The sequence below is a fragment of the Streptomyces sp. NPDC007856 genome (genome assembly GCF_042868225.1).
Lineage (GTDB): Bacteria > Actinomycetota > Actinomycetes > Streptomycetales > Streptomycetaceae > Streptomyces.
The window spans coordinates 123,330-141,446 of the sequence record NZ_JBIAEC010000017.1; the positions used below are offsets into that span (position 1 = coordinate 123,330).

Here is an 18,117-nt window from a genome sequence, read left to right on the forward strand (position 1 = left end):
CGCGACTCCCCGAAGCCTACGGGCAGGAGTAGGGTCTGCGGCGAAACCCGGAGGTGAGGGGGACGCCATGGGACAGTTGCGGGGTACCTCCGACACGCCCGCGCCGGTGCGGGTCATCGCGATCGCCAGCCTGACCCCCCTGGAGGAACTGGAGGCGGACCCCTTCCTCGTCGACTCCCGCAGCCAGCACGCCATGTGCGCCCGCTGGGCCGCCGAACGCGGATACGTCATCGCCCGGGAACTCCTCGTCGGCGGACTGCGCTTCGACCACGGCGCGCTGTGGGACGGCGTCCGGCCGGGAGTGGACGTGTTCGTCGCGCCCAGCCTGCGCGTGCTCCAGCGGGCCCTGTCCTCGGTCGAGGCGTTCACCGCCGAGTGCGCGCGCCGGGGCGTGCGCGTGGAGACGGTCGGGCGGGCCGAGCCGTCGTACGACGCCCAGATGAAGGCGCGTGTCCACCGCCGCCTGTCCATGCCGACGGCCGGCTACGACGGCCGCTAGGTTCCCCTGGGTTCCGCGCCCTGCCGGCCTTTCAGCCGCCGACGAGGGCGACGAGCTTGATGAAGACCAGGTCGGGATCAGCGGTGAGATCCACGACCTCGTCCAGGTCCTCGGCCTGGCGGTCACCGGCCAGCACGAAGAACCCGTTGGCCAGGAAGGCGCGTTCGGCGATCTCGGCCTGGCGTTCCCAGTCGATGCGGCGGGGCTCGCGCAGCCGGTAGCCGTTCAGCTCCGTCTCGGCGCCGTCGGGGCGCACGAGGCCGTTGAACCGGTCGCCGGGACAGGCGTTGTGCCGGGCGACCTCCTCCTGGACCCGGAGTCCGATCAGCTCCCGTACGGTCATCCGTTCCGGCAGCCCGGCGACCGCCCACTCGGCGACCGGCCTGCCCGTCGCGGTCTCGTCCCGGAACGTCACGGTGGCCATCAGGCACCTCGCTTGATCTGCATGAGGATGGTCTCGTCGGTGATCTTCGTGTCGGCGGCGAGCAGGAACGCCTTGCTGAGGACGAGGGAGAGCCGGTCGTCCTCGAACGGCAGGAACACCTTGCCGTCGCCCCGTCCGCGTGCCGGGACGATGCACAGGTAGCTGTCGTCCGGTTCCATCAGGATGTTGGCCGAGCCCAGGTGGATCCGGTACGTGCGCAGTTCGCCGCGGACGACCAGGAAGCGGCCGTCGAGCGTGCACCGGTCGGCGATCTTCAGGCGGGGCAGGATCCGTTCCAGGGCGTCGCGGCGGATCTGCGCGCTCGTCGTGAGTTCGCCGAAGGTGGCCGTGCGCCAGTACGCGGCGTGGCGGTCCTCGCCCCGGTCCGTCCAGTCGGGGTCGGCGGCGATCGAGGTCACGCCGACGAACAGGTCCACGTCCCGCATCGCCTCGCTGAACACCAGCGGGGGCACCTCGTCCAGCCGGACCTCCTGCCAGCGCCGACCGTCCCGCCGCTCGAAGCGGACCTGGTCGGTCGCGGCGTACTCGGGCGCGTAGTGCCGGTCGTCGCCCTCGGCGGGCTCGTGATGAAAGCAGGCCCGCCACTCGCCGTCGCCGAACTCGGCGCGCGCCAGCCCGTCGTAGCCGCCGTCGTAGCGGCCGAGGAAGTTGGCCTGCCAGCCGCGCTCCTTGAACAGCGCGTACAGGCGCCGGTAGTGGACGATGTGGGCGGCGAACCGGTTGGAGTAGACGCCGGTCTCCTCCTCCGCCGCGGTGAGCAGGTATATCTCGCGGAAGGCCTGTTTGAACGGCTGCCGCAGCCCCTCCGCTAGGACCCGCGCCCGCCAGGCGCCGACCTCGTCCTGCGACGCCCGGACCGGATGCCACAACCGGACGCGCCGGGGCGCACCGGAGGGTTCGGCCGCCGGCGCCGCCGCGCGCCACACACCGTCCGCTCCCTGGAACTCCCAGATCAACCCGCGGACCAGGAGGCCGGTGACCGGATGGTCGCGGTAGTGACGGCGCCATGCGTCGTACGGCCACTCGCGCCCCGCCGACATCAGTGCTTCCACGCGGGCCCGCTCACCCGACAGCGTGTCCCGCACCGACTTGGCCAGGGCCTTCAACTCCACGAGCGCGTCCGGAAATGTGTCCTTCACGGCAGCGGGGGCGGTACGGGACGTGCGCCCGTCGGGACCGGTGAAGGTGAGCCGTACCGTCAGCGCGTCCTCGATCGCGACCCGCGCCCGGTATCCGCCCAGTTCCCGTTCCAGTGAGCCGTCCGGCGCCAGGCCGTGGGCGGGCACGCTGCGTTCGACGAACTGCGCCGGGGTGATGCCCTGCCGCGCGGCGGCCGTCACCAGGGCGGTGTCGAGCTGCTTGCGCAGGGCCCGGTGCCGGATCCGGGAGTGCAGCCGCCACAGTGCCTCCAGGGCATCCGGATCGTCGACCTCGGCCAGCGCGTTGATCGCGGCGCTCGCGAGTTTGACGTCCTCGGTCACGTCTCTGCCGGGGCCGCCGGTGCGCAGGGCGAGCGCGGCGAGGTACGGCACCGCGGCCGGGCCGGCGGTCAGCGCGGCCGCCCAGACGACGCCGCGCGCCAGGTCCCCGTGGTTCTGATGGACGAGGTAGTGGTAGTGGTAACCGCCGGGGAGCCAGCCGGCGTGCGGGCCGCTTCCCTTGCTGCACAGCGGATCGCCCTCGGCCAGCGCGTGCAGGACGTCGGCCACGAGGTCCCACGCCGACGCCGCGTCGGCGAGTTCGATGCATGTGCGCCGCCACTTCCCAGTGGGACGCGGCCCCGACGGGTTCGCCAAGTGCCGTAGGAGGTCGGCCAGTTCCCGACTCGGCGAGGTCTTCGCACGGTCGCTCAGCGGGGCGGCCCAGGGAGCGTGGGCGGGGATCAGTCCCTCGGGGATGTACGCCTCGTCCGCGCTCGCGAGCAGCGCGCGCAGGCGGCGGCCGAGCGAGGTGCGCCGGCCCGCGTCCACCGAGGCGTCCATCAGTTCCGTGTGCGCGTGCCGCAGCCAGGGCAGGACCGCGCGGTGGCCGTCGGCGTCGAGCTGCTCGGCGGCGTTCAGCACCAGACCCAGCGCATCGGCGAACCAGAAGGCCATGCCGTACTCGGTGGCGCGCAGCAGCATCACCGCGACCTCCTCGGGCGTCCAGCCGCGCACCCGCGCGATCAGGGACCCGATCTCGGTGTCGTACTGCCACAGGCTCAAGTCGTCGAAGCGGGCGGCCAGCATGAGACACAGGACCGCGGCCCTGCCCTCCTCGTCCGCGCAGGCCGCGAGCCGCGCGTCGATCTCGGCCTGGGTCGCCGCGCCCGCCGCCCTGGACCGCCTGCGCTCGTGTCCCATGGCCTGCCGGAACTCGGTCCGCTGACGCTCCAGCAGGTCGACGAGCCAGCGGACGCGGTCGAGCGCGGCGGACCGTACGTCGTCCAGCGCGTCGGTCCTGCGGGATTCGGTCGCCAAGGCTTCGTAGAGCATGCCGGGATGATGGCAGGGGGGACTGACAACGCGATCAGGTCGACTCCGCGGGCGGCCTGACACCTTGTGAAGGGGGCCGCACATCTTGCCGATCGGCCGGAGAGTCCGGCCGCTCACGTGCCCGGCGACCCGTGTGACAAGGTGGAGCGGGGCCCTCGCGTCGAGCGGGCCGGGACGTGGGGTGGGCGAGGCGTGCGTGGCGTGCGGTGGCGACGGGTCGCCAGTCAAATCGGACGGAGTGTCGCCGTATGGGCGGTCTCCACCCTCACCATGCTGGTCCTCGCCGCGCTCCTGCCCGACTTCCAACTCCAGTCCGCCGACGGCGACAGCGCCACCCGCATCGCCGTCACCGCCGCCTGCGGCGCCGGCGCCTTCGGTGTGCTCTCGGCCGTGGTCTGGCCGCTCCTGGTCCGGCTCCTGCTGCTCGTACCCGCCCTTGTGCTCGGCCTGCTGGTCTTCTTCCTCAACGGTTCGCTGCTGCTGCTCGCCCTGCGCATCAACCCCTCCGGCCGCGGCGAGGCCGCTCCCGAGACCGCCGTCATCGTGGCCGCGGTGATGTCCGCCGTCGCCTCGGCCACCGGCGCGGCCCTCGCCGTCCGCGACGACGAGACCTACCGGCGCCGCCTGCACCGCCTCGCCGCCCGCCGCCGCAGAACGGACCCGCCCTGCCCCACCGCCCCCGGCCTGGTCTTCGTCCAGCTCGACGGAGTCGGCCACGACGTCCTCGTCGACGCGGTCCGGACGGGGCTGATGCCCACGGTCGCACGCTGGCTGGGCACGGGCCACGGTGCACCACCGACCGGCGACGGCCCACGGTCGACCGGCGACGGCCCGCCCCCGACCCACCGCATCACCCCCTGGCGCACCGACTGGTCCAGCCAGACCGGTGCCAGTCAGCTCGGCATCCTCCACGGCAGCACCTTCGACGTGCCGGCCTTCCGCTGGTACGAGAAGGAGCGCGGGGAGGTGATGGTGTGCAACCGCCCGACGAGCGCCGCCGAGTTGCAGCGCCGCGCCGTACTGCGCACCGGTGACGGCGGACTGCTCACCGTGGACGGCGCCAGCAGGGGCAACCTCTTCAGCGGCGGCGCCGGTGAACAGGCCCTCGTGCTGTCCATCGCGGCCCGCCGACGGGGGCGGGAGAACCGTTCCCGCGCCGGCTACTTCGCCTACTTCTCCGACCCCGCGGGCGCCGTCCGCACCGCCCTGTCCTTCGTCGCCGAGGTGGTCCGCGAGATCGGCCAGTCCACCCGCGCCCGGATGTGCGGGCAGCGCCCCCGGGTGAGCCGCGGCGGGCTCTACCCGCTCGTCCGCGCCTTCGCCACCGTCGTCGAACGGGACGTCGTCGTCGCGGCGGTGATGGGCGACATGCTCGCCGGGCGCACCGCCGTCTACGCCGATCTCGTCGCCTACGACGAGGTCGCCCACCACTCGGGTCCGCGCAGCCGGGACGCCGAGAAGGTCCTGCAGCGCCTCGACCGCTCCCTCGCCCTCCTCCAGCGGGTCGCCGAACACGCGCCCCGCCCGTACCGCGTCATCGTGCTCTCCGACCACGGGCAGAGCCCCGGCGAGACCTTCCGCTCCCGCTACGGCCGCACGCTCGGGGGCCTGGTCCGGGTCGGCTGCGGGCTGCCCGTGCCGCGCCGGGCGACGGGGGTCCCCCCACGCGTTCGGCAGCGGGGGAGCACGCACAGCGGAACCGAGGCCCGCGCCGCGGTACGCGCGGCGCTGCGCCGGCCGGTGGAGGAGAGGAGCGAGCAGCTCCGCCCCGCCCCCGGTTCCGAACCGATCGTGCTGGCCTCCGGCAATCTCGGCCTGGTCTCCTTCCCGGACGTGCCCCACCGCATGACCAAGGAGGAGATCGACGCCCGCCACCCCGCCCTGCTCACCACCCTCGCCAACCACCCCGGCATCGGCTTCCTCCTGGTGCGCAGCGAGGAGCACGACGGCGTGGTGCTGGGGGCCCACGGCGCCGAGATCCCGCTGAGCAAGCTCGACGACCAGCCCGGCCCGCTGGCCCGGTTCGGTCCCGGCGCAGCCGAGGCGGTCCGCCGTACCCACTCCTTCCCGCACACCGCCGACATCATGGTGAACTCCGCCCTCGACCCCGCCGGCGGCGAGGTCCTCGCCTTCGAGGAGCAGATCGGCTCCCACGGCGGCCTCGGCGGCGCCCAGTCCCACCCGTTCCTGCTCTCGCCGCTGGAGTTGTCCGCACCGGTGGACGGCGAGGCGGAACTGACCGGCGCCGAGCAGGTGCACCAGGTGCTGCGCCGCTGGCTGGACGAGCTGAACGGCCCCCAGATCCCGCTGACCGACGACACGGAGGACGAGCGGGCCGCCTGAAGCCGGGACGACTCCTTCCCGTTCCTTCGTGAGCCTCACCTCCCGTTCACGCCGCGTGGGCCGGTCTTCAGAGTGCGGCGGGCCCGGATGTGATCGGATAGGAGAACGGAAAACCCCCGTAACGGGATCTCACGTCACGGGACCCGACGCGAAAGGAACCATCGTGGCCACCACGCGCACCGCGCACACCGTCTGGGAAGGCAACCTGCTCCAGGGCAACGGCGTCGTCACCTTCGATTCCTCCGGCATCGCCGACCAGCCGGTCACGTGGGCCTCGCGCTCCCAGGACGCGAACGGCAAGACCAGCCCCGAGGAGCTGATCGCCGGCGCCCACTCCAGCTGCTTCTCCATGGCCCTCTCGCACGCCCTGGCCGGCGCCGGCACCCCGCCCACCCGGCTCGACACCAGGGCCGACGTGACCTTCCAGCCCGGTGAGGGCATCACCGGCATCCACCTCACCGTGCGCGGCCAGGTACCCGGCCTGGACGCGGAGGGCTTCGCCTCGGCCGCCGAGGAGGCCAAGAAGAACTGCCCGGTCAGCCAGGCCCTGGCCGGTACGACCATCACCCTCACGGCCGAGCTGGCCTGAGGCCCGTACGGCCCCGGATGCCGCGTCCCGCCCCAGGGGCGCGGCATCGCCGTGTACGGGTACCCGGCCATTGACAGCGTCGCGGGCACGTCCTGTGCTGGGAGTGCGGCAGGCGCCCGGGCGGAAGGGGACGGACCATGGCACGTGCGGTCGGGATCGATCTCGGGACGACGAACTCGGTGGTGGCCGTCCTGGAGGGCGGCGAGCCCACCGTCGTCAGCAACGCGGAGGGTGCGCGCACCACACCGTCCGTGGTGGCGTTCGCGAAGAACGGAGAGGTGCTGGTCGGCGAGGTCGCCAAACGGCAGGCCGTGACCAATGTGGAGCGCACCGCCCGCTCGGTGAAACGGCACATGGGAGACGCTTCCTGGCGTTTTCCGGAGCAGGGTTCCATCGACGGCGGCCGCCTGCGTGCGCAGGAGCTGTCCGCGCGGGTGCTGCAGAAGCTGAAGCGGGACGCGGAGGCCTACCTCGGCGAGGACGTCACGGACGCGGTGATCACCGTACCGGCGTACTTCGACGACGCCCAGCGGCAGGCCACCAAGGAGGCCGGCGAGATCGCGGGCCTGAAGGTGCTCAGGATCATCAACGAGCCGACCGCCGCCGCCCTCGCCTACGGCCTGGACCGGGGCGAGGAGCAGACGGTCCTGGTGTTCGACCTCGGCGGCGGCACCTTCGACGTGTCCCTGCTGGAGATCGGCGACGGCGTCATCGAGGTGAAGGCCACCAACGGCGACACCCACCTCGGCGGCGACGACTGGGACCAGCGGATCGTCGAGTACCTGGTGAAGCGGTTCAAGGGGAGTTACGGCATCGATCTCGGCGCCGACAAGATGGCGGTGCAGCGGCTGCGCGAGGCCGCCGAGAAGGCCAAGATCGAGCTGTCGTCGTCCTCGGAGACGACGATCAACCTGCCCTACATCACCGCCTCCGCCGAGGGCCCGCTGCACCTGGAGGAGAAGCTGACGCGTGCTCAGCTCCAGGAGCTGACCGCCGACCTGCTCGACCGCTGCAAGAAGCCCTTCCACCAGGCCGTCCAGGACGCCGGGATCCAGCTGTCCGCGATCGACCACGTCATCCTCGTCGGCGGCTCCACCCGGATGCCCGCCGTCACCGACCTGGTCCGCGACCTCACCGGCAAGGACCCGCACAAGGGCGTCAACCCCGACGAGGTCGTCGCCGTCGGTGCCGCCCTCCAGGCCGGGGTCCTGCGCGGCGACGTCAAGGACGTGCTGCTGCTCGACGTCACCCCGCTGTCCCTCGGCATCGAGACCAAGGGCGGCATCATGACCAAGCTGATCGAACGCAACACCACGATCCCGACCCGCCGTTCGGAGATCTTCACCACCGCCACCGACAACCAGCCCTCGGTCGGTATCCAGGTCTACCAGGGCGAACGCGAGATCGCCGCCTACAACAAGAAGCTCGGCGTCTTCGACCTCACCGGGCTGCCGCCCGCGCCGCGTGGCGTCCCGCAGATCGAGGTGGCGTTCGACATCGACGCCAACGGGATCATGCACGTCTCCGCGAAGGACCTGGCGACGGGCCGCGAGCAGAAGATGACGGTGACCGGCGGTTCGGCGCTCCCCAAGGACGACATCGACCGCATGATGCGGGAGGCCGAACAGTACGCCGAGGAGGACCGCAAACGCCGCGAGGCCGCCGAGACCCGCAACCAGGCCGAGCAACTCGTCTACCAGACCGAGAGGTTCCTGCGCGACAACCACGACCGCGTTCCCGCCGACACGCGCGGCGAGGTGGAGACGGCCGCCGCGGAACTGAAGACCCTGCTGGAACAGAACGCGGACACCAGCGCCCTGCGCACCGGCGTGGAGAAACTCGCCACCGTCAGCCAGAAGATGGGGCAGGCCATGTACGCGTCCGCCTCCGCGGGCGGCCGGGCCACACAGGAGAACGAGACCCCGGCCGACACCGAGGGCGTGGTCGACGCGGAGATCGTGGACGACGAACCCGGCGGCAAGGACGGAGCCGCCTGACGCCTGCCGGCAGGTCGCGCCCGCGGGCGCGACCGAGGTGTGGAGGACCGGCCCGCAGTGCTGGACGGCCGAGCGGCGGGGGGAGCGTCTGCTCGCAGACCATGGCGAACTCGGGAACGCACCTGCCCACGGACCCGTGCGGGTCATCCGGCCGACCGGCCACGGCTCGCCGCAGCCGCCCGGCCGCCCGTACGGGTCGTCCCGGACCGACGGCGCGGCTTGCGAAGATCAGCGCTTGACCGCCACCCCCGCATACACCGGCACGACCCCCTCCGCCTGGGCCGCCACGTCCACCGGCTCCGGGCGCCAGCCGTACACCGGGATGACGCCGGGGCCGAGCAGCTCCAGGCCGTCGAAGAAGCGGGAGAACTCGGGCAGTGTGCGGGGGTGGAACGGCGTGCCGCTGCGGCGGAACAGCTCGGCCGCTTTCGCCACTCCCTCGGGGCTGAGGTCCTGGGTGACCTGGGACAGGATCAGGAAGCTGCCCGGGGCGAGCTCGTCGACGTACCGCTCGACCAGCCCGAACACGCCGTCCTCCTGGTCACCCAGGTAGTGGGTGAGTGCCACCAGGGACAGCGAGACCGGGCGGCCGAAGTCCAGGGACTCACCCGCCAGCCGCAGGATGGTGTCCGGGTCACGGACGTCGGCGTGGATGTAGTCCGTGCCGCCCTGGGCGGAGCCGCGCAGCAGGGCCTCCGCGTGCCGCAGCACGATCGGGTCGTTGTCCGCGTACACCACCCTGGACTCCGGTGCCACGCCCTGGGCGATCTGGTGCAGATTGGGCTCGGTCGGGATGCCGGTCCCGATGTCGAGGAACTGCCGCACCCCCGCCTCGGCCGCCGTGCGGACGGCCCGGTGCATGAACCGGCGGTTGGCGCGCGCCCCGCGCACGACCGTGCCGTCCACGGCGAGGATCTTCCGCGCCAGTTCCTCGTCCACCGGGTAGTTGTCCTTGCCGCCCAGCCACCAGTCGTACACCCGGGCGGGATGCGGACGGCTGGTGTCGACGGGCATGGGCATGGCATCGCGTGCGGTCATACGGCTGTTCCCCCAGGGATCGGTCCGGTCAGGGCGTCACAAGGTCGTGCGGAGTTCCCGCAGCAGGATCCGTGTGCGCTGTGCCGAGGCGGCGCGGGCCGTCATGTGGTCCAGCACCTCCAGGTGCGCGGCCACCTCGCGGCGGGAGTCCAGGTACAGGGCGCCGGTCAGATACTCGGTGAACACCATGTCCGGCAGCTCCGGCTCCGCGAACCGGAACAGCGTGAACGGCGCGTACGTCCCCGGATGCGGGCCCGCCGCGAACTCGGCGAGCTGGAGGGTGACCCGGTCCCGCCCGGCGAACTCCAGCAGCCGGTCCACCTGTTCGCGCATCACCTCGGCGCGCGTGCTCACCGGGCGCCTGAGCACCGTCTCGTCCATGATCACCCATAGGTGGGGCGGGTCGTCGCCCTCCAGCAGCCGCTGTCGTTCCATGCGCAGCGACACATGCCGTTCCACGCTCTCGGGCGAGGTCTGCCCGATCGTCCCGGCCTCCAGCACCGCGCGCGCGTAGTCCTCGGTCTGCAGCAGACCGGGTATGAAGTGCGGCTCGTAGGAGCGGATGATCCGGGCGGCGCCCTCCAGGCTGACGTAGAGGCTGAACCAGTCCGGGAGCACGTCGTGGAAGCGCTGCCACCAGCCCGGCTGGTTCGCCTCCTCGGCCAGCCGCACGAACGCGCCCGCCTCCTCCTCGGCCACCCCGTAGGTGTCCAGCAGCACCTGCACGTACGGGATCTTCAGGGCGACCTCGGCCATCTCCATCCGCCGTACGGTCGCCGACGCCACCCTGAGGACCTTGGCGGCCTCCTCCCGGCTCAGGCCCGACGCCTCGCGCAGTTCCTGCAACCGTTTACCGAGCACCACCTGGCCCACGGTGGGCGCAGCCCGCCGCTCACTCACGCCACGCCCTCCCCTACGCGCCGAAGTACCCGCGCAGTCTGCCACGTGATCTCCTCTCGCACACGGGTCCGAGGGGATTCCTGCGGCGGGAGCCGTCAAACCGCCAGAGTCTGCAGGTACTTGGCGGTCGCCGGGTCCGCCGGTAGGAACGTCTCGATGGCGAGCTCGGCGACCGTGACGTCCATCGGCGTGTTGAACGTGGAGATCGACGACACGAACGACAGGACCCGGCCGTCGTGCTCGACGAGCAGCGGCAGCGCGAAGTACGGGACGGGCTCGGCGGGATCGTCACCCGGCGCGTCTTCGGGCACCGGGTAGGCGGCCACCTCCTCGTACAGGGAGCGCAGTTGGTCCGAGCGCTGCAGGGCGATCTGCCGCTCCATCTGCGCCAGCAGATGCCCCCGCCACTCGCGCAGATTGCGGATGCGCGGCGCGAGACCCTCCGGATGCAGGGTCAGCCGCATCGAGTTCGGCGGCGACAGCAGTGTCTCCGGCACGCCGTCCAGCAGCATCCTGATGCCCCGGTTCGCGGCCACGACCGTGTAAGCGGCGTCGACCACCAGCGCCGGATAGGGCTCGTAGCCCTGGATGAGGCGCTCCATGCCGTCGCGCAGCGCGTCCAGCGCCGGGTCGCCCAGCGGGGTCTCCGGATAGCGCGGGGCGTAACCGGCGGCCAGCAGCAGCGCGTTGCGCTCGCGCACCGGCACGTCGAGATGTTCGGCGAGCCGCAGCACCATCTCCTCGCTCGGCCGGGACCGGCCGGTCTCGATGAAGCTGATGTGCCGGGCCGAGGAGTCGGCGCGCAGCGCCAGCTCCAGCTGGGAGGTGCGGCGCCGCTCCCGCCAGGCGCGCAGCAGCGGGCCGACGCCCTTGTCGACGGCGGGGGCGGTGGCGGACGCGGAGGGACCGGAAGCGACAATGGCCATACGTCCGACCGTAGTCGAGGAGTTGCTTCAGTTGCGCATGAACGAGCTCTGGTCGAAGCCATGGCAACGGATCTCGTCCCCCCAGGCGTCCCTTCAGACCGCGGCCGTGTACCGGGCCAGGGTGCGCGGCTGTCTCCTCGGCGGCGCGCTCGGTGACGCGCTCGGCTACCCCGTGGAGTTCTCCTCCCTGGACCGGATCCGCGCCGCCCACGGCGCGCGCGGCGTCACCGGTCTCGTCCCCGGCGCGTACGGCGCGATCGGTCTGATCAGCGACGACACCCAGATGACCCTGTTCACCGTCGAGGCCCTGATTCAGGCGCACGCGCGGCAGCGCGAGAAGGGCATCGGCGGCGCCTGGCCCCTGCTGCTGCGTCAGGCGTACGAGCGCTGGCTGGAAACCCAGTCGAAGCCCGGCCCCGAGCAGCCGGAACCGCAGCCCGGCGCACCGGCCGGCGGCCTGGTCACCGAGGCCTGGCTGTACGCGCGCCGCGCCCCCGGCAACGCCTGCCTGTCCGGCGTGGCCCAGATGTACGCGCCCGACCCGGCGCTCCCGCTGGACGGCACACCGGGCGAGGTCAACCCCGACTCCAAGGGCTGCGGCACCGTCATGCGCTCGGCCCCCTTCGGCCTGGTGGCCCCCGCCGAGGAGGCCTTCGCCATGGCCGCGCGCGGCGCGCAGATCACCCACGGCCACCCCACCGGCTACTACGCGGCCGGCGCGCTCGCCGCGATCGTGGCGCACCTGGTCTCCGGGGAGTCCCTGGAGGGTGCCGTACTGCGCACGCTGCGGCTGCTGGAGCGGCACCCCGGCCACGCGGAGACCACGGACGCGCTGCGCGCCGCCCTGGACCTCGCGGCCGACGGGGCGCCGACGGCCGAGCGGGTGGAGTCCCTCGGCGCCGGCTGGGTCGCCGAGGAGGCCCTCGCCATCGGCGTCTACTGCGCGCTCGCCGAGCCCGCTGCCGAGCAGGCCCTGCTGCTGGCCGTCAACCACTCGGGCGACAGCGACTCCACAGGCTCGATCTGCGGCAACCTGCTCGGCACACGGTACGGCGACACCGGCCTGCCGCACGTCTGGGTGGCCCGGGTGGAGGGCCGGGACCGGATCGCCGCGCTGGCCGACGACCTCGCGGCGGAGTGCGCACACGGCTGACGCGCCCGGCCCTGTGGTGGAGTGAGCGCCCGGCCGACGTGGCAGGCTGAACACGTACCCCGCCTTCCCGCCGCCTCGAAGGGAGACCCGGCCATGGCCGTCGAACCGCTGTCGCAGAAGGAGATCGAGGACCGGCTCGCCGAGCTGCCCGGCTGGTCGGTCGACGACGGCCGGCTCACCCGCTCCTACCGCCTCGGCTCGCATGTCGCGGCGGCGGCGCTGGTCATGCACATCGCCGCAGTCCAGGACGAACTGGACCACCACTCCGACCTCACCCTCGGCTACAACACCGTCTCCCTCAGCGTGAACACCCACAGTGCGGGCGGCGCCGTCACCGAGAAGGACTTCGATCTCGCCCGCAGGGTGGAGGACATCGCCCCAGGCCACGGCACACACTGAGGGGCGTGCTCGACTACGACAAAGAAGCGGACGCCTACGACGCGTCCCGGGGCGGCGAGGCCCGCGCCGCAGCGGCCACCGAGGCGATCCTCGGCCTGATCCCCGACGGTCCGAGCCGTCTCCTCGACGTCGCCTGCGGCACCGGCATAGTCACCCGCCGGCTGGCCGCCGGCCGTCCCGCGCTGCGGGTGACGGGCGTGGACCTCACCCCCGCCATGGTCCGCATGGCGGGGGGCCGGCTGCCGGGTGCGGTCGTCCGGGCCGACAGCCGCCGCCTGCCGTTCCGTACCGGCACCTTCCAGGCGGTCACCAGCATCTGGCTGCTGCACCTGCTCCAGGACGCCGCGGACGTCCGTGCGATCGTCGCCGAGTGCGCCCGGGTGCTGCGGCCCGGCGGGGTCTTCGTCACCACCGTCGACAAGGCCGCGGCGCACGACGTCGGCAGCGACATCGACGCCGTCCTCGCCGCCCGTCCGCGCCGCCCCGCGCAGGACGCCGCCGCCACCGTCACCGCGCACGCCGTACGGCACGGGCTCCGGCCGGCCGGCGAGACCACGTTCCCCGGCGTCGGCCAGGGCCGCAGCCCCCGCGCCACCATCGCCGACCTGCGCCGCGGCTGGTTCACCCAGCTGCCACCGGGCGAGCCGCACACCGAGGAGTTCGCCGCGCGCCTGTCCCGCCTCCCGGACCAGGACCGCCCCCGCCCGGACCCCGTCTTCCAGGTGCGGGCCTTCACCAAGCCCACAGGCCACTGAGGACCGCAACTCCGAGCGGTTCACGACTGTTTGACGGCCCTTCACTTCAGCGGACCTGAAGACCTCGGGGCGGCCCCCTACGCTCCTACCTGCCCGAGCAAAGACGACCGCCTGAGCAGTAGACAACCCCCCGCGCTGTCCTGACCGCTCCCACAGGAGGTCCACCATGTCCTTGCTGTCCCGCATCAAGCGTTCGCGCCGGGCGCTCCCCCTCGTCACCGCCCTCCCCGCCGCCCTGTTCGGAGTCTGGGCCGCCGCCCCGGCCGCCCAGGCCGCCACTCTCCCCGCCCCCGATCACGTGGTCGTCGTGGTCTTCGAGAACCACTCCTACGAGCAGGTCATCGGTAGTTCCAGCGCCCCGTACCTGAACAACACCCTGAAGGCCGGCGGCGGCAACCTCACCAACTCGTTCGCCATCACCCACCCCAGCCAGCCGAACTACCTGGACCTGTTCTCCGGGAACAACCAGGGCATCACCAACGACAACTGCTACACCCCGCAGTTCAGCAGCGCCGCGAACCTCGGCTCCGAGCTCATCGCCGCCGGCAAGACGTGGGGCAGCTACAACGAGGGTCTTCCCTCCCAGGGCTCCACGGTGTGCACCAACTCCGCCACCAAGTACGCCCGCAAGCACAACCCGTGGTTCGCCTTCACCAACGTCCCGCTGACCACGGCGCACACCTTCACGCAGTTCCCGACGGACTACACGACCCTGCCCAAGGAGTCGTTCGTCGTCCCGAACCTGTGCAACGACATGCACGACTGCTCCATCAACACAGGTGACACCTGGCTGCAGAACAACCTCGGCGCCTATGCCAGCTGGGCCAAGACACACAACAGCATCCTCGCCGTCACCTTCGACGAGGACGACAGTTCGCACAGCAACCACATCGCCACCGTGTTCTACGGTGCGCACGTCGCGCCGGGCAGCTCCACCTCGACGCACTACAACCACTACGACACGCTGCGCACCCTCGAAGACCTGGCCGGGCTGACCACCCATGCCGGAGCCGCGGCCAACGCCTCCGACATCAGCGGCATCTGGAACTGACCTCGGTGGGACCGCCGCCTCCCGGGCGGCGGTCCGTCCAAGTCCTCAGCCGGGGGCCGCTCCGGATCCTTCCAGGTGCCGGGATCGTCTTCTTTTTGCGGCACCGGCAACGAAACTGGCGTCTCCTCGTGCGCCGTCGCACTCTGGCCGCATCCGAGCGAGAGGCTGAGCGACATGGCACACGACCCCCAGGCCCACCACCACGGGCACCCCACACAGCACGGCCACGGTCACGCCCACGGCGGCGACGTCGACTGGGCCGCGTTGGCGGCGCTGCTGGAGGCGGAGGCCGAGGTGTCCGCCCCCGGGTACGCGCGTGCCCTGGCCTGGCTGGGCAAGGAAGTGACCGAGCCGGGACTGATCGTGGACGCGGGCAGCGGGCCCGGAGTGATCGCCTGCCTGATGGCGGAGACGTTCCCCGGCGCGCGGGTGGTCGCCGCCGACGCCTCCGAACCGCTTCTGGAGCGCGCCCGGGACCGGGCCGCCCGCCTGGGCTTCGCCGACCGCTTCGACACCCTCGTCGGCGAACTGCCGCAATCCCTGGCCGGGTTGGAGTATCCGGCGGACCTGCTGTGGGCCAGCCGCAGCCTGCACCACCTCGGCGACCAGAGGGCCGCGCTCGCCGCGTTGGGCGCCCGGCTCGCCCCCGGCGGCACCCTGGCCATCCTGGAGGGCGGCCTGCACGCCCGCTATCTGCCCCGCGAGATCGGCTTCGGCCGCCCTGGACTGCAGGCCCGTCTCGACGTGGCCCAGGAGGACCGCTTCGCGCGGATGCGCGCCGAGCTGCCCGGCGCGGTCGCCGAGACCGAGGACTGGCCCGCCCTCCTGGCCGCGGCCGGCCTGAAGCACACGGGCACCCGCAGCTTCCTCCTCGACATCCCCGCCCCGGTACCGGACCAGGTCCGTGCCTTCGTCGTCGGCGTGCTGACCCGCACCCGGGACATCCACGCCGACGCCCTGGACGCCGAGGACCGGACCACCCTCGACCGCCTCCTCGACCCCACCGACCCCGGCAGCCTCCACCGGCGCCCCGACGTCTTCGTACTGGCGGCCCATACGGTGCACCGGGCGGTACGGCCGGTGTGACCGGGCGCGGGGCCGCTGCGGCCGACGGCGCTTGACTTCGAGAGTTCTCCAAGTGATGGAATCCCGGTCTCACCGACACACAGGGGGACCGCACATGAACGACTCTCCGGTCGCACTCGTCACCGGCGGCGCCACCGGCATCGGCGCCGCCGTCGCCCGGCAGTTGCTGGCCGCCGGCCACCGGGTCACGGTCACCGGCCGTACGGAGGCCCGGCTGCGGGACTTCGCCGAGGGCCTCGGCAATCCCGAGGAGCTGCTGACGGTCGCTGGTAACGCGGCGGTGTTCGACGACATACAGGATGCCGTCGACCGTACGCTCAAGGCATACGGCCGACTGGACACCGTCGTCGCCAACGCCGGCTTCGCCACCCATGACACCGTCGCCGAGGGCGACCCGGCCGGCTGGACCGAGATGGTGCTGACCAACGTCCTCGGTCCGGCCCTGCTCATCCGGGCCTCAGTGGAGGCGCTGAAGGAGTCGCGCGGCCGGATCGTCCTCGTCGGCAGCGTCGCCGGGTTCGTGAACACCCCGGGCAACATCTACGGCGCCACCAAGTGGGCGGTCACCGGGCTCGCCGAGAACACCCGGCGTCAGGTCACGGAGTTCGGGATCGGTGTGACGCTGGTCGCCCCCGGCCGGGTGGAGACCCCGTTCTGGGACGGGCTCGGCAGCCTGCCGCCGGGACACCTGCTGACCGCCGACCAGATCGCCGACTCGGTGGTCTGGGCGATCCGGCAGCCGGCCGGGGTCGACGTCAACACCGTGGTCGTACGCCCGCTGGGTCAGCCCAACTGACGTAACACGCCGGTCAGTTGTTCGCGAGGAACTGCTTGGCCAACTGGTCCCCGAGAGAGACCGCGGCGCTGTGGCTCTCGATGGGGGAGACCTTGGAGTTCTTGAACAGGATGTAGGTCACGCCCGAGTCGGCGCCGCCGGTCTTCGGGTCCGGATCGATGCCGAGTGCCTTGGCGGTGGCGTACGACGCCTCGCCGATGATCTTCGTGGGGCCGGTGTCGCCGACGACGGCGTACTCGACCTTGTTGTTGTAGATGACGGCGACCACGCCACCGCCCTTGATGCCGGCGCTGGAGTAGTTCCAGATGCCGCTGGAGCTGGGGACGACGATGTACGGGAGCGATTCCGCCTTCAGCGGCTTGCCGTCGGACTGGTGGAAGGCGGTGTCGTCCTGGTACCAGGGGTCGCGGTTCTCGTTGCAGTTGGTGGTGCGCTGGCCGTCGCAGTCGATGTCCATGTCGGCTTTCCAGAACACCGCGCCGTTCTTGCCGCACACGGGGACCGTGGCCGACGTCTCGTCGTCGGTCTTGTACTTGCCGTTCGATATCTGCGAACAGGACTTCACCTTGGCGAGCAGATCTGCCGCACTGACCGAGCCCTCCTGGGCGGAGGCCGGAGCGGTCCGCGTCGCCGAGCCGGCGGACGCGTGCGCGGGCAGCACTCCGGCGGCGAGCAGGGCGGCCCCGGAGGCCGCGGCAAGGGTCAGGGTTCGAAGGCGCACTGTGGGGCCCTTCTGTTAGGAAAGTTTCCTTACCAGGTGCCGTACACGGTGGACCCGTCTGCATGTCCTCGTCAAGTCTCCAGTTGCGGGCTCCCGAAAGCTGTGCGTATTGCGGTGATTTGAGACCGTGGCAAAACTGAAGGGGACGACTTTTCCGGATATGTCTGCCGCGTTGGTCGGCAGGGTCGCCGCTCCGGGAGGCGAGGCGCATGTTCGTACGCACGGTGTACGCGACCGGCGATCCGGCGCAGCTGGGCACGGCCGTGGGGGCCCTGAACACGCGGGGGCACGACCTGCTGGAGGAACGGCCCGGCTATCGGGGCGCGGGTGTCTTCGTCGACCGTGACCTCGGCAAACTGCTCACGGTCAGCTGGTGGGAGTCCGCGGAGGCGCGCCGCAACAGCGACGAGGTGATGAGCGCCCGGAGGCCGGAGCTGCTGCAGCCCTTCGCCGGTACCGTCGCGGTCGAGAACTACGAGGCCGCCGTCTTCCACCGCGCGCACCGGCCCGTCACCGGCGGCAGGCTGCGGGTCACCCGGCTGGAGTTCGACCCGGCGGACACGGACCTCGCCGCCGACACCTTTCACGCCGGCGCGCTGCCCCGGTTGGAGGTCCTGCCCGGATTCGCCGGCGCGGCGCTCTTCCTGGACCGCGAGCGCGGCCGCGGCATGGCGGGCGTCCTCTTCGCCGACCGCGCGTCACTCGCCCTGTCCCGGTCCGCACAGGCGGCGATCCGGCGCGAGGGCGCGGCCAAGGCGCATGTGTCGGTGGTCGCCCTGGAGGAGTTCGAGGTCCTTCACGCGGACGTGCGGGGCGACTGAGCGGGCCGGTGGGGGGTGGCTGGGCGCGCCGGTGCGTGGGGTGGCTGAGCCCGACTACGCGTGGGCGCGTAGCCGGCCGGGGCGCCGGGGTGGGCGCGGGCGGTTCTGCGTGGGCCGGGGTATG

Annotated in this window: 17 protein-coding genes; 11 read left to right on the forward strand and 6 right to left on the reverse strand. The window is 72.1% G+C overall.

The genetic code is table 11. From position 1 onward, the window contains the following. Positions 1-67 precede the first annotated feature (67 nt). Positions 68-499 (forward strand): hypothetical protein, encoded by a 432-nt coding sequence (locus ACFYOH_RS34125; RefSeq protein ID WP_388633835.1) that lies wholly within the window; start codon positions 68-70, stop codon positions 497-499. Between the two features lie 31 nt (positions 500-530). Here the strand turns inward: ACFYOH_RS34125 and ACFYOH_RS34130 are convergent, their stop codons facing one another. After that, positions 531-923: a hypothetical protein gene (locus ACFYOH_RS34130; protein WP_388633837.1), complete on the reverse strand. Its 393-nt coding sequence runs from the start codon at positions 921-923 to the stop codon at positions 531-533. Then, positions 923-3,418, reverse strand: coding sequence for a DUF4132 domain-containing protein (locus ACFYOH_RS34135; RefSeq protein WP_388633840.1), 2,496 nt, complete (start codon positions 3,416-3,418; stop codon positions 923-925). Before ACFYOH_RS34135 ends, ACFYOH_RS34130 begins: the two co-directional genes overlap by 1 nt. A 192-nt stretch (positions 3,419-3,610) precedes the next feature. Here ACFYOH_RS34135 and ACFYOH_RS34140 point away from each other — a divergent pair, with 192 nt between their 5' ends. From ACFYOH_RS34140 to dnaK, 3 genes are all read left to right on the forward strand, one after another. Next, positions 3,611-5,761 (forward strand): phage holin family protein, encoded by a 2,151-nt coding sequence (locus ACFYOH_RS34140; RefSeq protein ID WP_388633842.1) that lies wholly within the window; start codon positions 3,611-3,613, stop codon positions 5,759-5,761. 163 nt (positions 5,762-5,924) lie between these two features. Beyond that, positions 5,925-6,350, forward strand: a complete 426-nt coding sequence (locus ACFYOH_RS34145; protein WP_388633845.1) for an OsmC family protein — start codon at positions 5,925-5,927, stop codon at positions 6,348-6,350. 137 nt (positions 6,351-6,487) lie between these two features. Further along, on the forward strand, positions 6,488-8,347 hold the full coding sequence (gene dnaK / locus ACFYOH_RS34150) for a molecular chaperone DnaK (RefSeq protein WP_388633847.1): 1,860 nt from the start codon (positions 6,488-6,490) through the stop codon (positions 8,345-8,347). A gap of 228 nt (positions 8,348-8,575) precedes the next feature. Here the strand turns inward: dnaK and ACFYOH_RS34155 are convergent, their stop codons facing one another. The 3 genes from ACFYOH_RS34155 to ACFYOH_RS34165 form a co-directional block, all read right to left on the reverse strand. Beyond that, on the reverse strand, positions 8,576-9,385 hold the full coding sequence (locus ACFYOH_RS34155) for an SAM-dependent methyltransferase (RefSeq protein ID WP_388633849.1): 810 nt from the start codon (positions 9,383-9,385) through the stop codon (positions 8,576-8,578). 36 nt (positions 9,386-9,421) lie between these two features. Then, on the reverse strand, positions 9,422-10,285 hold the full coding sequence (locus ACFYOH_RS34160; protein ID WP_388633851.1) for a helix-turn-helix domain-containing protein: 864 nt from the start codon (positions 10,283-10,285) through the stop codon (positions 9,422-9,424). A 95-nt stretch (positions 10,286-10,380) separates the two neighbouring features. Next, positions 10,381-11,211 carry a helix-turn-helix domain-containing protein gene (locus ACFYOH_RS34165; RefSeq protein WP_388633854.1) on the reverse strand — a complete coding sequence of 277 codons (831 nt, stop codon included), beginning with the start codon at positions 11,209-11,211 and terminating at the stop codon, positions 10,381-10,383. A 37-nt stretch (positions 11,212-11,248) separates the two neighbouring features. Between ACFYOH_RS34165 and ACFYOH_RS34170 the strand changes: the two genes are divergently transcribed. The 6 genes from ACFYOH_RS34170 to ACFYOH_RS34195 all read left to right on the forward strand — a co-directional run bounded on the left by ACFYOH_RS34170 (position 11,249) and on the right by ACFYOH_RS34195 (position 16,451). Beyond that, positions 11,249-12,364 (forward strand): ADP-ribosylglycohydrolase family protein, encoded by a 1,116-nt coding sequence (locus tag ACFYOH_RS34170; RefSeq protein WP_388633856.1) that lies wholly within the window; start codon positions 11,249-11,251, stop codon positions 12,362-12,364. Between the two features lie 93 nt (positions 12,365-12,457). Then, positions 12,458-12,763 carry a 4a-hydroxytetrahydrobiopterin dehydratase gene (locus tag ACFYOH_RS34175; protein WP_388633859.1) on the forward strand — a complete coding sequence of 102 codons (306 nt, stop codon included), beginning with the start codon at positions 12,458-12,460 and terminating at the stop codon, positions 12,761-12,763. 5 nt (positions 12,764-12,768) lie between these two features. Further along, a complete protein-coding gene (locus tag ACFYOH_RS34180; protein ID WP_388633861.1) occupies positions 12,769-13,518 on the forward strand; it encodes a class I SAM-dependent methyltransferase in 750 nt (249 codons plus the stop codon). Positions 13,519-13,684: 166 nt separating this feature from the next. Next, positions 13,685-14,569 carry an alkaline phosphatase family protein gene (locus ACFYOH_RS34185; protein WP_388633863.1) on the forward strand — a complete coding sequence of 295 codons (885 nt, stop codon included), beginning with the start codon at positions 13,685-13,687 and terminating at the stop codon, positions 14,567-14,569. A gap of 174 nt (positions 14,570-14,743) precedes the next feature. Next, positions 14,744-15,655 (forward strand): class I SAM-dependent methyltransferase, encoded by a 912-nt coding sequence (locus ACFYOH_RS34190; RefSeq protein ID WP_388633866.1) that lies wholly within the window; start codon positions 14,744-14,746, stop codon positions 15,653-15,655. Positions 15,656-15,749: 94 nt separating this feature from the next. Next, complete coding sequence (locus ACFYOH_RS34195) at positions 15,750-16,451, forward strand: SDR family oxidoreductase (protein WP_388633868.1); 702 nt, start codon at positions 15,750-15,752, stop codon at positions 16,449-16,451. 13 nt (positions 16,452-16,464) lie between these two features. Here the strand turns inward: ACFYOH_RS34195 and ACFYOH_RS34200 are convergent, their stop codons facing one another. Further along, positions 16,465-17,172: a glycoside hydrolase family 75 protein gene (locus tag ACFYOH_RS34200; RefSeq protein ID WP_388633871.1), complete on the reverse strand. Its 708-nt coding sequence runs from the start codon at positions 17,170-17,172 to the stop codon at positions 16,465-16,467. A 209-nt stretch (positions 17,173-17,381) separates the two neighbouring features. Between ACFYOH_RS34200 and ACFYOH_RS34205 the strand changes: the two genes are divergently transcribed. Continuing rightward, positions 17,382-17,993, forward strand: a complete 612-nt coding sequence (locus tag ACFYOH_RS34205) for a hypothetical protein (RefSeq protein WP_388633873.1) — start codon at positions 17,382-17,384, stop codon at positions 17,991-17,993. Positions 17,994-18,117 lie beyond the last annotated feature (124 nt).

Coding starts and splice junctions, on each gene's coding strand:
- ACFYOH_RS34125 (WP_388633835.1), top strand. CDS start 68: ATGGGACAGTTGCGGGGTACCTCCGACACGCCCGCGCCGGTGCGGGTC.
- ACFYOH_RS34130 (WP_388633837.1), bottom strand. CDS start 923: ATGGCCACCGTGACGTTCCGGGACGAGACCGCGACGGGCAGGCCGGTC.
- ACFYOH_RS34135 (WP_388633840.1), bottom strand. CDS start 3,418: ATGCTCTACGAAGCCTTGGCGACCGAATCCCGCAGGACCGACGCGCTG.
- dnaK (WP_388633847.1), top strand. CDS start 6,488: ATGGCACGTGCGGTCGGGATCGATCTCGGGACGACGAACTCGGTGGTG.
- ACFYOH_RS34155 (WP_388633849.1), bottom strand. CDS start 9,385: ATGACCGCACGCGATGCCATGCCCATGCCCGTCGACACCAGCCGTCCG.
- ACFYOH_RS34165 (WP_388633854.1), bottom strand. CDS start 11,211: ATGGCCATTGTCGCTTCCGGTCCCTCCGCGTCCGCCACCGCCCCCGCC.
- ACFYOH_RS34170 (WP_388633856.1), top strand. CDS start 11,249: ATGAACGAGCTCTGGTCGAAGCCATGGCAACGGATCTCGTCCCCCCAG.
- ACFYOH_RS34175 (WP_388633859.1), top strand. CDS start 12,458: ATGGCCGTCGAACCGCTGTCGCAGAAGGAGATCGAGGACCGGCTCGCC.
- ACFYOH_RS34185 (WP_388633863.1), top strand. CDS start 13,685: ATGTCCTTGCTGTCCCGCATCAAGCGTTCGCGCCGGGCGCTCCCCCTC.
- ACFYOH_RS34190 (WP_388633866.1), top strand. CDS start 14,744: ATGGCACACGACCCCCAGGCCCACCACCACGGGCACCCCACACAGCAC.
- ACFYOH_RS34195 (WP_388633868.1), top strand. CDS start 15,750: ATGAACGACTCTCCGGTCGCACTCGTCACCGGCGGCGCCACCGGCATC.
- ACFYOH_RS34205 (WP_388633873.1), top strand. CDS start 17,382: ATGTTCGTACGCACGGTGTACGCGACCGGCGATCCGGCGCAGCTGGGC.